The 13,169-nt window shown below is 72.9% G+C and carries 23 protein-coding genes; 15 read left to right on the top strand and 8 right to left on the bottom strand.

Annotation, left to right across the window (positions count from 1 at the left end; genetic code table 11):
• Positions 1-6 precede the first annotated feature (6 nt).
• Genes LPU43_RS19525 through LPU43_RS19510 form a run of 4 tightly spaced genes read left to right on the top strand, consistent with a single transcriptional unit; the run spans position 7 to position 2,069 of the window.
• The gene (locus LPU43_RS19525; protein WP_229401907.1) at positions 7-339 is read left to right on the top strand and encodes a hypothetical protein; all 333 of its coding nucleotides are present in this window, start codon (positions 7-9) and stop codon (positions 337-339) included.
• Complete coding sequence (locus tag LPU43_RS19520; RefSeq protein WP_229401906.1) at positions 336-1,259, top strand: hypothetical protein; 924 nt, start codon at positions 336-338, stop codon at positions 1,257-1,259. Before LPU43_RS19525 ends, LPU43_RS19520 begins: the two co-directional genes overlap by 4 nt.
• Positions 1,260-1,263: 4 nt before the next feature.
• The gene (locus LPU43_RS19515) at positions 1,264-1,680 is read left to right on the top strand and encodes a hypothetical protein (RefSeq protein ID WP_229401905.1); all 417 of its coding nucleotides are present in this window, start codon (positions 1,264-1,266) and stop codon (positions 1,678-1,680) included.
• Positions 1,681-1,685: 5 nt separating this feature from the next.
• Positions 1,686-2,069: a hypothetical protein gene (locus LPU43_RS19510; RefSeq protein ID WP_229401904.1), complete on the top strand. Its 384-nt coding sequence runs from the start codon at positions 1,686-1,688 to the stop codon at positions 2,067-2,069.
• On the opposite strand, the gene LPU43_RS19505 is transcribed toward LPU43_RS19510, so the two are convergent.
• Positions 2,070-2,324, bottom strand: a complete 255-nt coding sequence (locus tag LPU43_RS19505; protein ID WP_229402018.1) for a hypothetical protein — start codon at positions 2,322-2,324, stop codon at positions 2,070-2,072. It lies immediately after the preceding gene.
• A 25-nt stretch (positions 2,325-2,349) separates the two neighbouring features.
• Between LPU43_RS19505 and LPU43_RS19500 the strand changes: the two genes are divergently transcribed.
• Positions 2,350-2,706, top strand: coding sequence for a hypothetical protein (locus LPU43_RS19500; protein ID WP_229401903.1), 357 nt, complete (start codon positions 2,350-2,352; stop codon positions 2,704-2,706).
• An 80-nt stretch (positions 2,707-2,786) separates the two neighbouring features.
• On the opposite strand, the gene LPU43_RS19495 is transcribed toward LPU43_RS19500, so the two are convergent.
• From LPU43_RS19495 to LPU43_RS19470, 6 genes are all read right to left on the bottom strand, one after another.
• Positions 2,787-3,533 carry a hypothetical protein gene (locus LPU43_RS19495; RefSeq protein ID WP_229401902.1) on the bottom strand — a complete coding sequence of 249 codons (747 nt, stop codon included), beginning with the start codon at positions 3,531-3,533 and terminating at the stop codon, positions 2,787-2,789.
• A gap of 14 nt (positions 3,534-3,547) precedes the next feature.
• Positions 3,548-3,904, bottom strand: a complete 357-nt coding sequence (locus LPU43_RS19490; protein ID WP_229401901.1) for a hypothetical protein — start codon at positions 3,902-3,904, stop codon at positions 3,548-3,550.
• Positions 3,905-3,906: 2 nt separating this feature from the next.
• Entirely contained in the window at positions 3,907-4,245 is a 339-nt protein-coding gene (locus LPU43_RS19485) for a GNAT family N-acetyltransferase (protein WP_229401900.1), read from the bottom strand.
• Between the two features lie 347 nt (positions 4,246-4,592).
• Positions 4,593-4,775, bottom strand: coding sequence for a hypothetical protein (locus tag LPU43_RS19480; RefSeq protein WP_229401899.1), 183 nt, complete (start codon positions 4,773-4,775; stop codon positions 4,593-4,595).
• A gap of 62 nt (positions 4,776-4,837) precedes the next feature.
• Entirely contained in the window at positions 4,838-5,029 is a 192-nt protein-coding gene (locus LPU43_RS19475) for a hypothetical protein (RefSeq protein ID WP_229401898.1), read from the bottom strand.
• Positions 5,030-5,181: 152 nt separating this feature from the next.
• Positions 5,182-5,454: a hypothetical protein gene (locus tag LPU43_RS19470; protein ID WP_229401897.1), complete on the bottom strand. Its 273-nt coding sequence runs from the start codon at positions 5,452-5,454 to the stop codon at positions 5,182-5,184.
• 172 nt (positions 5,455-5,626) lie between these two features.
• Here LPU43_RS19470 and LPU43_RS19465 point away from each other — a divergent pair, with 172 nt between their 5' ends.
• The 10 genes from LPU43_RS19465 (at position 5,627) to LPU43_RS19420 (ending at position 12,095) form a co-directional block, all read left to right on the top strand.
• Positions 5,627-6,157, top strand: coding sequence for an NUDIX hydrolase (locus LPU43_RS19465; RefSeq protein ID WP_229401896.1), 531 nt, complete (start codon positions 5,627-5,629; stop codon positions 6,155-6,157).
• A 62-nt stretch (positions 6,158-6,219) separates the two neighbouring features.
• Positions 6,220-6,372, top strand: coding sequence for a hypothetical protein (locus tag LPU43_RS19460; protein WP_229401895.1), 153 nt, complete (start codon positions 6,220-6,222; stop codon positions 6,370-6,372).
• Positions 6,372-6,626 (top strand): hypothetical protein, encoded by a 255-nt coding sequence (locus LPU43_RS19455; RefSeq protein WP_229401894.1) that lies wholly within the window; start codon positions 6,372-6,374, stop codon positions 6,624-6,626. The genes LPU43_RS19460 and LPU43_RS19455 overlap by 1 nt, the downstream gene beginning before the upstream one ends.
• Complete coding sequence (locus tag LPU43_RS19450) at positions 6,623-7,573, top strand: hypothetical protein (protein WP_229401893.1); 951 nt, start codon at positions 6,623-6,625, stop codon at positions 7,571-7,573. Before LPU43_RS19455 ends, LPU43_RS19450 begins: the two co-directional genes overlap by 4 nt.
• Positions 7,574-7,608: 35 nt before the next feature.
• Entirely contained in the window at positions 7,609-7,758 is a 150-nt protein-coding gene (locus LPU43_RS19445; RefSeq protein WP_229401892.1) for a hypothetical protein, read from the top strand.
• Positions 7,759-7,853: 95 nt separating this feature from the next.
• A complete protein-coding gene (locus LPU43_RS19440; RefSeq protein WP_229401891.1) occupies positions 7,854-8,024 on the top strand; it encodes a hypothetical protein in 171 nt (56 codons plus the stop codon).
• 82 nt (positions 8,025-8,106) lie between these two features.
• Entirely contained in the window at positions 8,107-10,194 is a 2,088-nt protein-coding gene (locus tag LPU43_RS19435) for a P-loop NTPase family protein (RefSeq protein ID WP_229401890.1), read from the top strand.
• 200 nt (positions 10,195-10,394) lie between these two features.
• The gene (locus tag LPU43_RS19430) at positions 10,395-10,646 is read left to right on the top strand and encodes a hypothetical protein (protein WP_229401889.1); all 252 of its coding nucleotides are present in this window, start codon (positions 10,395-10,397) and stop codon (positions 10,644-10,646) included.
• 481 nt (positions 10,647-11,127) lie between these two features.
• Complete coding sequence (locus LPU43_RS19425) at positions 11,128-11,514, top strand: hypothetical protein (RefSeq protein WP_229401888.1); 387 nt, start codon at positions 11,128-11,130, stop codon at positions 11,512-11,514.
• Positions 11,515-11,654: 140 nt separating this feature from the next.
• Positions 11,655-12,095: a hypothetical protein gene (locus LPU43_RS19420; RefSeq protein ID WP_229401887.1), complete on the top strand. Its 441-nt coding sequence runs from the start codon at positions 11,655-11,657 to the stop codon at positions 12,093-12,095.
• A gap of 362 nt (positions 12,096-12,457) precedes the next feature.
• Here LPU43_RS19420 and LPU43_RS19415 read toward each other — a convergent pair whose 3' ends face one another.
• Positions 12,458-13,168, bottom strand: a complete 711-nt coding sequence (locus tag LPU43_RS19415) for an ABC transporter permease (protein ID WP_229401886.1) — start codon at positions 13,166-13,168, stop codon at positions 12,458-12,460.
• Between the last annotated feature and the right edge of the window lies 1 nt (position 13,169).

Here is a 13,169-nt window from a genome sequence, read left to right as displayed (position 1 = left end):
GTGCCCGTGGAACCCGTCACCGTCATCCCCGCATGCCAGATGAAGTTCTTCGACGGCGAGAACATCGACGAAATCACCACCTGGCTGCAAACGGTGGTCACCGACACCTACACCACCGCCACCCAGGTCCACTGGGGGCCGGGTGGCGACCCGGTCTGGCTCAGCCACAACTACTGGATCTGCGCGACCTTCGAGAACCCGCCGAGGGTGATCGACCAGGTGCCCGACGAGATGATGCGCCTGAAGTACGCGCTGCCGCCGGGGCCGATAACGCTGGTTCCGCCGCTGTCGGAGCTGCGCGGCGACGAGCCGGGCAACCCCGGGCCGGTGACGCCGTGACCCGCGCCCCCGAGTCCCTGCTGGCCCCGCGCCGGCTGCTGCTTGACCACCTCGGGCCGCACGGCCTGGTTCCGGTGGCGGTCGGCATCGTGGGCGACCCGGCTCACCGCGGCGGCTACCACTGCGGCTCCGACCGGGTCGACGGCGACGACTACTCGGTGCGGGAGTCGAGCCGGGACCGGACCGGCCTGACCGACGACGCCGCCGCCCTGGACATCGGCCAGTTCCGGGTCGCCCGCGCCGGGCAGGTGTACGACCTGCGGCACTTCTCCCGGTGGCTGGCCGGCGAGTGCGCCAAGGGAGCGGCCGACACCCGGGACATCCGGGAGGTCATCTACTCGCCGGACGGGCGCACGGTCCGCCGGTGGGACCGGCTCGGCCGGCGCTCGTCGGGCGACCGCTCCCACCTGGCGCACACGCACATCAGCTACTTCCGCGACGCGATCAAGGCGGGGCGCGACCAGTCGCCGCTGTTCCGCCGCTACCTGACCAGCATCGGCCTCATCGAGAGCGAGGACATCATGGCGAGCATCGACGACCTGCGCCGGGTCATCCGCGAGGAGGTCGGCCCGGCCGTGGTCGCCGCCGACCGGGTGCCGGCGGCCCGGCCGCCGCACGCCAACTCCGACTACGGCGACCCGGCCAAGGCCAGCCAGGGCAACAAGTCCTGGTCGCTGGGCTACACCCTGCAGACGATCGCCGAGACCGGACGGGCGACCAACGCCCAGGTCGCCGCGGTCCGCGCCGAGCTGGCCCGGTTGGCCGGGCAGGACCTGGTCGACGAGCCGGCGATCGTCGCCGGGGTGCTGGCCGGGCTGACGCCGGAGGCCATCGCCGCAGCGATCCCGGCCGACCTGGCCGGGCGGGTCGTCGACGAGCTGGCCGCCCGGATCGGCGCCAGCGCACCGGCGCAGGGATAGCCGGGTGGCGACGATCGTCGTCACCGGCAGGCACCGCCCCCACGAGGTCATGTTCCTGGTCCTGTCCGCGCTCGTCGGCGTGCTGTTCGTGGCCGGTGCCCGGCCGCCGACGAGCCTGGAGCAGCTTGTCGCCCCGTGGGTGCTGTGGACCTGGTACCTGCTGCTGCTCGGCTCCGGGGTGATCGGCCTCGTGTCGATCGCCCTGCCCGACGCCTACCGGGCGCTGGTGCTGGAGCTGGCGGCGATGCACGGGCAGGCGGCGGCCCCGCTGCTGTACGGGCTGGCGCTGCTGTCCACCGGATCGGGCGCGGTCGGGTTCGCCGCCGGGTTCTGCGCGGCCTGGGCGGCGGCGTCGGTGTGGCGGGGCTGGCAGGTGTGGCAGGGCATGCGGGTGCTGAGGCAGGCGGGAGACACGGGGTGAGCGGGGTGAGCGGGAACATCTGGGCGCTGCTGGCGGCGGCGGTCGGGGGCGGGGGCCTGGCCGGCGTGGTCGGCACGCTCATCACCGGGGTGATGGGCCGACCCAAGACCAGAGCGGACGCGGTCGCCCTGCTCACCGACTCCGCCCTGAAGCAGGTCAACGAGCTGCAAGAGAGGACGGCGGAAGCGGAGCGGGAGGCCCTCGCCGCCCGCAACGAGGCGGCCGAGACGCGCCGTCAGATGCGGGAGCTGACCGGCGAGATCGACGCCGCCGTGGCGACGCTGCGGTCGTGGCGGGCCGCGATCCTGTCGCCGACCGCCGAGCTGGACCGGCTGCGCACGATGGTCCTCGCCGACCCGGGCGGCACCATCAACGGCCGCCGCCCGTAGTCACCCCTCCGGTCGCCAGATCCGCCACTGCCCGTCGGCCCGGCCAGCGGCGTACACCCGCTCCAGCTCGGCTCGGGCCCCGGCCTCGTCCGGCCAGCGCACGTGCTGCGTGGGCCCGGTCGCCGGGTCCGCCACGTAGATGTCCCAGCCGGACCCATCCATGCGCTCCTCCAGCCGCACGTGGGCGAGGGGCACGTGGGGATCGCCCGGCGCGTACAGCCAGGCCGACTCGCGCACCTGCGGGAGACCTGCCATCCAACGACCGTACCCAGGAGGCACCGTGAAGCTCTTCGGGCGTGAGCCCACCCTCGTCATCCAGGCCATCTCCGCGCTGCTGGGCGTGTTCGTCACGTTCGGGCTGCCCGGTCTGTCCGCGACGCAGGCGGCGGCGATCGTGGCCGTGCTGACCGCCGTGACCACGGCCGTCAACGCCGTGGCGGTGCGCCCGGTCGCGCCGGCGGCGTTCACCGGCCTCGTCACCGCCGTGGCCGTGCTGGTGGCCGCGTACGGCCTAGAGGTGTCGCAGGAGACCGTCGGCGCCGTGCAGGTGGCGGTGGTGGGCGTGCTGGCGCTGCTGACCCGCGAGCAGGTGACCCCGAAGGCCGACCGGCCGCCGATCACGGCCAGCGGGGCGTAGGCCCTCTTCACAGACTGCGGCCCCCGTCGCCTACCTCGGTTCGAGGTCGGGCGGCGGGGGCCGCTTCGTCGTGTCCGGGGTCAGCCCGCTGAGGTGCCCTTCCGGCGGCGACGCCACTCCCGGTGGTACCTGGCGGGGGCAGGGGCGCACACCTCGCACCGGCAGCCGTCGCGGTAGCCGGTCAGCCCGTGACTCACCTCCACGGCACCTTCCTGCACCGCGCGCCGGGCCGCCACGCACACCTCGCACCGGCACCCGTGCCGGTAGCCGTGCCGGCCGTGCTTGATCCGCACGTCGGCCCCGGCCCGCACCGCCCTGCGTCGCTCCCTGAGGGTCGCGTTCTCGGTGGCCCGGTACGCCTCCATGCCCGCGCCGCCGAACACGTCCTGCCGGGCCGAGCGCCGGTCAACGTCGAGGCGGCCGGTGCGTAGCTGCCACTCGTACCGGCGGGACACGCCAGCCGCGCTGGCGATCTCGGTGAACCGCAGCCCCGACATCAGGCCGGCTTGCAGCATCAGCGCGTCCCGGCGGGCCCGCCGGGCCAGGTAATCGGCGTCGGCAGCGGCTGCGGTGTAGGCGGCGACCCGCAGGTCGGTGTCGCTGCCCGGCACCTCTTCCCCGCCCGCGCCGACGGCCGCGATCGCCTCGTCGACGCGCGCCTTGCTCAGGCCGCTGACGTTGACCAGGTGGGTCACCGTGCGACCGGCCTGCCTCGCCGCCCGGATCGCCGCGTCGAGCCCGGCGAACGCCGCGTCGCTGGCGCTGGTGGCTGCGGTGACCGCAAGGCTGGCGCGGCGCAGTTGGGCGAGCCACTCTTCCTGGCTCATCGCTTCCCCTCGGCTCACCGCTCGCCCAGGGCCTTGAGCAAGGTCATCCGGTCGATGCCGGCGCGGCGGGCGGCGGTGGCCTTCGGCACGCCGTCCAAGCGGTGCGCCATGACGGCCACGTGGACGGCGGCCACGTACGCCTCCCGCTCCCGCTGCCGCGCGTTCACCAGGGCCCGCTGGGCGTCCTCCGGCGTCGTCTCTCCCAGCAGGTACTGCACGGCGGCGGACAGGGCGGCGTCGCGCTCGCCCTGGTCGTCGGGGTCCGGGTACCGCTCGGCGATGTCTCGGGCGGCGGCGGCGAGCTGCTCACGCTGCTCATCGGTCAGCTCGGCCCAGGCCGGTCCGGCCCAGGCGGCGAGGTCGTCGGTCATGGTCACTCCTCGTCGAAGTCGGGGGTGTCGTCGCAGCAGCCGTGCAGGCAGGGCAGCGCGTCGCCGCCGACTGAGCGGGCGAAGCGGTCACCCTCGTAGGTGCGGTGCGACTCGGGCGCGTGGAAGACGGCGATCTCGCGGGCGGCCTGCCGGTAGAGCGCGGTGGCGTACCCGTTGCCCTGGTGCTCGTCGGGGGTCTCGACCTGCATGATCTCGCCGGTCTCGACGGCCACCCACAGCTCGGAGACGGTCTCGCCGTCGATGGTCATCGCCCAGCGGTGCATCGGCTGGTCCTGCTCGCTGTATCGGGCGATGTCCCGGGTGATCTGCCGCTCGCTCATGTAGACGAGTCTACACAAAGAATGTAGACGCGTCTACACGGATTCGGAGGAGAGCGAACAGCGCCCCCGCTCTGGCCTGACGGCCGGGGCGGGGGCGTCTGCGTGTCCGGGCCCGGACTGCCGGTGGCCTGCTGGTCCTGGCACCCCACCGCCCGCAGGTGTGGCCGGTGCCGGTCGGAGTGGCCGCGCCGACCATGTGAGCGTGCCCGGCGCGGGCTGGCCGGGGCAACCAGGCGGCGGGCTGCCTGTGGATGGCGGGCGGGCTGTGGACGGACGCCTGATCACGGCCCGGATGTGCTACGGCCCCGGCCCCCTGGTGGGGGTCGGGGCCGTTCGTGCGTCGGGGGTCAGGCGTCCACCGCGGCGAGCAGCGCCCGGGCTGCCTCGACCAGGCCGGCGCGGGTGTCGTTGTCCAGGTCGACCCTCTCGTCCCGGCTGATCAGGTGGGCGACGGCGTGCATTCGGCCGGTGAGCCAGCGGGCATACGCGGCGGGCTCGGTGGGGACGGTGACGGTGGCCGTGGGCCGCATGGCGGGTTCCTCTCGGCGGGGGTGGGGGTGGGGCCGGCCGGGTGGCCGACCCCCGGGGCGTGTCAGGCGGCCAGGGCGAGGGCGGCCTGGTCGTCGGTGAGGTCGGCCAGCTCGGCCCAGCGGGCGTCGATGGCGGCCTGGCGGCGGTCGTAGCGGATGCACGGCCCGCACATCTCGGCGGTGCCGCCGGACGGGGGGACGACCTCGGTCGCGCCGGTCTTGCCGCAGGTCTCGCAGTAGATGGTGGTCGCCATGCCCGTCTCCCTTGGTCGATGCTCCCTGCCCGTGCCTCAAGTGTAGTGGGTACCTTGGCATTTTGACAAGCCCCCCACTACAGCCGATCGCACCCAACGACAGCGCCCCCACTGCCGCATGGCAGTGAGGGCGCTTCGTCGTGCTCAGCGGGCTACTCGGCGGCCCCCGCCTTCCCGCCCTTGCCGCCGGCGGAGCGCCCTTCCAGGATCTGCTGGATGCGGTTGCGGTGCAGATCGAGCTTGCGGCCGATCTCGGCGTAGCTCATGCCGCCGCTCTTCATCTCGACCACGGCCGCCTGCCTGATCTTCCGCAGCCGCTCCTGCCACGTCGGGATCGCCGCGAGCCGCTCACCCGCCTGCCGGGCGCGCTCGGCGGGGTCGGTGATCTGTTCGATGTCGTCGATGTCGGCCAACGGATTCTCCACCTCGTGATCGTAAGGGGTGCCCTTGCAAACGTGACTGTAGTGGGTACCTTGACGCCCTGACAAGCCACCCACTACAGTCGGCATCGGCCCCGGAAACGAGGCGGCCCCTGACCAGCGATTCCGGCGCTGGCAGGGGCCTCGAATCGAGCCCTGACACGACAGGAGTCGACCCGTGCCCAACATCATCCCCGACGCCCGCCCCGGCCCGCTGCCCGGTGCTGTGTCGTCGCACAGCCGCCACCACACCGCGTCCGCCGTCGTCATCGACACGGCCGCCCGCCGAGTGCTGCTCGTCGACCACAAGGCGTCCGGGCTGCGCCAGTTCCCGGGCGGGCACGTCGACCCGGACGAGACCGGCGACGAGGCCGCGATCCGCGAGGTGCGCGAGGAGACGGGTGTCGTCGCCACCGTGTGGACCCCGGGCGGGTTCGTGGTGCCCGGTGCCCGTCGGGTGCACCCGACGCCGTTCATGGTCGCGGAGTTCCCCGCGCCACCGAAGCCGCACAAGGGCGAGCCGGCGCACCACCACATCGACCTGCTGTACATCGCCACCGCCGACAGCACCGCGCCGACCGTCGCGCAGCTCGCCGAGGTCGACGGGGCGGTGTGGCTGCCGGTGGACGAGCTGCCCGCCGCCGTGCGCGCCGACGTGCCGTCGACCGTCGCCGCCACGTGGCAGGCCCTGACCGGCCAGCCCCTCTGACCGGCCCGGCGCATCCCCTCCGCTTCCCCCTGCCCCACCTCTCACGTCTGGAGGTGCCCGCGATGGGTACCCGCATCGACCGCTGGGTCCGGCTGACCGTCGCCGCGTGCGCGCTGCTCGCCGGCCTGGCCGCCTACACCAACCACGTGACGCAGCCCTGCGGCGACCGCATCGGCGCGGCCGGCATGTGCGTCCCGATCTCCCTGGAGTCCTGATGAACGCCAAGAACATCGCCGGCCACGCCGCCGGCGCCGCCCTCTTCACCGCCACGTGGGAGACCGCGATCCACCTGCCGCCGGGTGACCCGGGCACCGCGCTGGAGGCCGCCGGCCTGCTGCCGTGGCTGATCGCCGCCCTGTCCCTGGCGCTGATCGAGCGCGGCGAGCGGCTGGACGCCCGACCGCAGCCCGCCCCGGTGCCGGTCCAGGCCCGGCCGGTCCCGGCCCGGCCCCGGGAGCTGACCCGATGACCGCCCGCACGAACCCCGTCAACGCCGTGCAGGCCGGCATCCTGTGGGGTCTACCCGCCGCCCTGACCGCGCTCGCCGTCGCCTGGACCCTCGTGGCTGTCGGCGGCCTGCTCGCCACCCAGGCCCCCGCATGGGTGGCGTACAGCGCCGGAGCCCTGTTCGACCTCGTGTGGGTGTCCGCGATGCTGCACGAGCGGGCCCACCGCCGGTCCGCGTCCGCCTCTCGCACCCCCACCATCCTCGGCTGGGTACTGCTGGCCGTGTCCGTCGCCGCCGTGCTCGTCCACGGCCTGACCGCCACGACCGTCCCCATCGCCGTCATCGGCGCGGTCATCCCCGTGCTCGGCAAGCTGACCTTGCAGATGGCCTTGTCCACGGCCGGCGTGCGGATCACCGCCGACGCTCAACGCAAGGTCGACCTGGTGCGGTCCCGTGGCCGCGACGCCGTGGCGGTAGCGCGTGCCGTCGACGAGGTGAAGGCGGTCGGTGAGGCCGTCGGCGCGGAGCACATGGCCCGGGAGTACCGCTCCCGCGTCAAGGCCCACGCCGAGGTCGACACCGCCCGCCGGGCCTACGAAGCGGCCTTGCTGGACCGCGCCGCCGACACGGCCGACACCGTGCCGGCCGGTGAGCTGCCGTCGTTCGGTCTGATCTCCGACGACGACATCCGCGGGCTGCTCGACTCGCTGGCTGTTCCGGCCATCACCGCTGGTGGCACGCCTGACGGCACGGGTGCGGCACGGGCGGACGACAACTGCGGCACGCCCGACGACAAGGCCCTCCAGTTGCTCGCCGCCGAGGTGTACACCGCCGCCGAGCGCGACGAGGACCCGCCGAGCCTGCGGGAGTTCCGCCGGCGGATGCGTGAGGCGCTGACCGCGCGCCGGTGGAAGGCGTCCACGGCGCTGGTTGACCAGCTTTACCGCCACGAGAAGACGCTGCGCTGACCGTCCCCGCACCTCCGACGAAAGGACACCCACCGATGAAGTGCTCCCGCTGCGGCGCCAAGGCCACCCGCCGCGTCACCGAGACCCGCACCGGCGGCGGCAGCCGCACCTACCTGACCTGCGACCCGTGCGAGCCGATCAACACCAGCAGCACCGTCGCCGTCATCAGCTCCACCCCGCTCTGACCGGCCCCGTCGGGCACCCGCCCATCACCGGGTGCCCGCGCGGAGCCGGCCCGACCGGACCGGCAGACCAGCACCACCAGCGACAGGAGACCGACATGGGCAAGGACAAGAAGGCGGAGAAGAAGGCCGCGATCGAGAAGCACAAGGCCGCCCGGGAGCACCTGGCCGAGGTCACCAGCAGGACCCGCGACGTGAACGACGAATACCTGGCCGCGAACTCCGCCGTCATCGACGCCGAGAAGAACGTCCCCTGGTACCGCCGCTGACCCGACCCACCCGCGCGGGGCCCGACCGGGCTGGCCGGGCCCCGCACCCAGCACGTGAGGACAAGCTCGCGAGGAGAGCAGCATGACCGACACCGCAGCACCTCTGGGGGAGGTGCTCCCGTTCCCCCGGCAGCCCGCCGTCACCCCGGCCCCCACCGCGCCAACGGCAGTGCCCGCCAAGCCCGACGTCGTCGAGGGCGACGTCTACGCCCAGACGCCCGACGGCGAGTGGGGTCCGGTGCTGCCCGACTGGGCGAAGTCCCGGCACGCCTTCGTCGGCCAGGTCCGCGCCGTCAGCCGCCGCGCCTCCTACCGCTCCCGGTGGCACCTCTGGCGCTGCCCGAAGTACGGGGTGCGGATCGTCGTGCGCACCGTGCGCGGCGCGGGCCGGGGCGCGTACCGCTTCGGCCGGTGGATCACCGCCGGTGAGTACGCGAAGGTCATCGAGGACGCCACCCTGCGCGGCCAGTGGACCGACGTCCGCGACAACACCCTGGAGCGCGGGAAGGTGGCCATCCGGCGCGCCAAGCGGCTCGGATACAGCACCGCCGGCAGCGGCGTGGTCCTCGGCGTGATGACCCTCGCGGTGGGCCCCGAAGTGCTGTACACGCTGGGTGCGGTGCTCACCGCGAGCGCCACGGCCGCCGGCTGGAAGGGCAGGACCGAGACCCCGATCCTCGACTCGCCCCACCCCAACGCCACCCAGGACCTGAACATGCAGATCCTCAACGAGGCGTTCCGGGCGGCGGGCCTGCTCAAGGGCGAGGTGGAGTTGCGGCGGGTCGCGCCCATCATGCGTGACGGCCGGGGCTGGGCCGCCGTGGTCGACATGCCCCGCGGTGGGGGCAAGACCGCCGCCGACGCCATCGCCAAGCGGGACGTCCTCGCCGCCGAGCTGGGCGTCGACGAGATTCAGGTCCTGATGGGTCGGGTCCGCGCCAACTCCGGCGGTCACGCCGGCCGGCTGAACATCTGGGTCGCCGACGACGACCCGTACCTCGGCCCGAACACGCCGTCGCCGCTGGCCAAGGCCGACCAGTGGAGCATCTGGGACCCGATCCCGTTCGGCCGCGACGCCCGCGGCGAGCGCATCGAGTTGTCCCTGCTGGAGCACTCCCTGTTCTTCGGCGGGCTACCGGGCCGGGGCAAGTCGTCGGCGCAGCGCATCCCGTCCGCCGCCGGGATGCTCGACCCGTCGGTGCGGCACATGGTCGCCGACGGCAAGGGCGGCGCGGACTGGCGGGCGATGCGGGCCGTCGCCTACCGCCTGGTCCTCGGCGCCGAACCGGACGCCCTGGAGGCGTTCCTCGACATGCTGGGCGAGATCCTCGCCGACATGGAGCGCCGGTTCGCGATCCTCGGGTCGCTGCCGCCGTCGATCTGCCCGGACGGCAAGCTCACCCCGCACATCAGCGCCAAGTACAAGCTGCCCGTCACCATGGTCACCATCGACGAGTTGCAGGAGTTCCTGACCGCGATGGACAAGGAGGACCGCGAGGAGGCGGTCAACCGGATGGCGCGGATTGTGCGGCGCGGCCGGGCCGCCGGCTACATCCCCAACTTCGCCTCGCAGCGGCCCGACGCCGAGTCGGTGCCCACCAAGCTGCGGGAGGTCATTGACTACCGGTTCTGCACCCAGGTCACCGACAAGCCCAGCTCAGACATGGTGCTCGGCAAGGGCAAGGCCGCGATGGGCGCCGACGCGTCGGTGCTGGAGGAGTACCACAAGGGCGTCGGCGTGCTGCTCACCGGCCCTGGCTCGTATGTGACGGTGCGCTGCGACTACATCGACATGCCCGCGTTTCTGGAAATCGGCCAGCGGGGGCGTGAGCTGCGGCAGGCCGCCGGCACGCTGGAGGGCGACGCCGCCTCGGACGTGCTGGAGGCCGCCGACGACGCCGGCTACCGGGTGCCGCGCATCCTCGCCGACGTCCTGGACGTGATGCGGCACAGCGACCGGATGCACACCCGCGACGTGCTCGCCGGCCTCGTCAACGTCGACGAGGAGACGTACGGCTCGTACGCGCCGGACCAGTTGGCGGCCGAGCTGGCGACCGCCGGGGTGAAGCGTTCGACGACCCAGGTGAAGATCGGGACCGTCAACCTGAACGGCTGGTACAAGTCGGACCTTCTCGGTGCTCTGCCGGTGGACTTCCTCAGCCAGCCGTAGACCCCACCCCTCTACGGCCTGCCCGCAATGCCCCGGTTCGACCCGCCCTCTACCGGCGGGCCGGACCGGGCCGAAAGTAGACCCGCCCTCTACCCGCGTAGGTAGAGGGGTAGGGCGTCACGACCTGCGCTGTAGGCCCCCGTAGAGGGGTTTCCGGGCAGGCTCACCCAACCCCCCGAAACCCCCGCCTGGAGGCCCCCATGCCCATCCTGTCGCTCGACCCTCTACCGCCCGGCACCGGCACGGTCGCGCTGGTCATTCTCGGACTCGCCGCCCTCTACGTCGCCGAGTGCCTGATCTGGCCGTACGGCCGGTGCACCCGCTGCGAGGGCGGCGGCATCCACATGGGCCCGGACGGGCAGCACTGGCGAGACTGCCACGCCTGCGGCGGCAGCGGGAAACGACACCGCCCCGGGCGCCGGCTGATGAACCTGCTACGCCGCCGCCGCTGACCCCCGCGCAGAGCACCGCCCCCGACCACGCCGGCCGGGGGCGGTCGCGCATCCGGGGTCAGGCCTGCGCTGGCACTAGCCGCGCCTGCTGGCGGACCACCGGTGCCGGGCGTAGAACCCGTTTGCTCGGGTGCGCCGCGACGCACACTGAGCCCAAGCTGCAAGTAGGCCGGCTACTCATCTCGGGTGGCCGGCCTACTCATGCCGGTGCATGAATCACTTTCGCGTGATCCGGGAATCGGGAGGTTCTGTACTATGTGGACGTTGCGGGCGGGTAGATCCACTCAAGCAGGTCAAATAGAGACCGATCTCCGTAGCTGCCCGAACATCCACCGTCGCCACCCGTGCAATTTTCGCACTCGTGTACGACGATGGCTGTTCGCACGGCGCGGATCATGCTTGCTACATGCCTCGCCCTGCGCGACGGTATGACCTGCCGGCGGTCTGCTTGACGGGACTGCCACAACAGCACCTGGGGGAGGTGTTGGCCATCATCACGACTCGACTCCGCCGCTGGCTCCTGGCCGGCGCCATCACCGCCGCCGCCTGGACCGGCCTCGGCGGCACCCTGCACGCCGACGAGCGACCCGTCGCCGAGCAGCCGGGCGACCTCGGCACCGTCGACCAGGCGCTGCCCGAGCCGGACGGTGACACCCGCGCCGACACCGGATGCCCCGACACCTCCGGCCACCCCGCCGGCGAGCAGGCCACCCGAGGGCAGCACCAGCCCGCCCACCCCGCCCACGAGCTGGCGGGCGCCACCGCAGCACAGGCCAGCGACGACCACGCCGTGGCCCGGCTCGGGCACACCCGCCCCCGATCCACCCTGCCCAGCCAGCACACCTGCATCGACCCCGGCCCCGCCTGAGTCACCCGCGCCCGCCAGCCCTTGCGGCGGGCACGCGCCGGCCCCCGTGACCACACCGGGCCCCGGCAGGAGGACGGGCGACCGCAACCCCCGACCTCCGATCGCCCCTCCTGCACGACCGATCGGAGCTGATCACCCCCATGCACCCTCACCACCTCTCGATCTATCGGTTCGCCCGCCTCGCCGCCACCCTCATCGCCGCTGGCCTCGTCACCATGCGAGCCGGCGACATCGTCTCGGCCTGGGACACACCAGAGGCGATCGTTGAGGCAGGCATGCCGGTTTTTCTCACGGCTACCATGATCGCTGCCCTGGCGAGTCACCGGATCAGTGTGGCTCGCCTGGAGCAGGACGTCCGGGCTGCTGAGCTCCGCGCCTCGACTGCCGAGGCGGAACTCCGTCGCCTGCGCTTCGAGACGGAGGAGGGAATCCGCGAGCAGCAGGCCCGTGAGGACGAGGAGCGTGGGTGGTGGGAGGACGGGGTCGGCGAGGACACCGTTCCCTTCGGCAAGACCGTCGTGCGGTTGGACTGTCACCGGGTGCCGCAGGCTCGGGCCAGCCATAACGGAGCCCTCAAGTAGTGCCGATAAACCTGGCAGGATCGCTCTGGCGTCTCCTGGGAAAACAGCCCTCTGTACACCGCCAACTGCGCTCTAGACAACTGTTATCGGGACTACGCGCAGCGCAACGGCCAGCGCCTCCAGTCCCTCCTGACCGCCTGAGGTCGGCCTGCCCCCTTGATCGACTCGATGTCGGCGACATCGCGCCTTCCCCCATCCCGGGACCACCCCACGTCGCCGACATGCAGCGCGGTTGGCCTCAGCCCGCCTCGACGCCGCCCGCACGGAGCCGGGGCGTTGATCAAGAGGTTTGCGTCAGTGGGGCGATCCCCGGTGACGCAAACCTCTTGATCAACGGGCTGAGGGCCGGTCGTGCCCGCCGGTCAGCTCGTTTCGCCGGCCACGCTGAACGAGCGGAGCCGGTCCACCGCCAGCACGGTGAAGCCCACGCTGATCAGCGCGGTCATCACCGCCGCCACCGGGACCGAGACGTCGCCGTGCAACAGCTCCGTGGGGGCGAGCCGGTCGGCGAGGGCGATCACGTACTGCTGGATGGAGAGCACCCTGGTGCCGCTGACGAAGCTGCTGAGCAGCCCCTCCCAGATCAGCACGTAGACCAGGCCGAGCAGCACCGGCCGGCGGGTCAGCAGGCTGAGCGCCAGGAACAGCGCCGAGTACGCCAGCGCACCGACCGCCGACGCGGCGGCGAGCGACAGGCCGAGGCGTACGGAGTCGGCCAGCCTGCCGGCGACGAAGAGCGGCACGGCGACGGTGACCGCGCTGACGCCGGCGGCCACCGCCAGCTTGGGCAGCACGATCTGCCAGCGCGGCAGCGGCTTGGTCAGGATGTGCACGACCGTGCCGTCGTCGATCTCGGCGCCGAGCACGCCGGTGCCGACGATCAGGGCGACGACCGGGAGCACCACGGCCAGGCCGAGCCCGACCAGCACCGGCGGGCCCCAGTCGTCCGCGTCCACCCCGAGCGACCGGGAGAGCACCGCCAGCAGCACCAGCAGCAGGGGCAGCGGCAGCAGCAGGAGGAACCGGCGACGCCCGAACAGCCCGCGCAGGGTGATCCAGGAAACGGTAGACATG

The organism is Micromonospora okii, from assembly GCF_020884795.1.
GTDB lineage: Bacteria > Actinomycetota > Actinomycetes > Mycobacteriales > Micromonosporaceae > Micromonospora > Micromonospora okii.
Note: the sequence above shows the minus strand (reverse complement) of the source record. Positions and strands in the feature narration are given on the sequence as shown.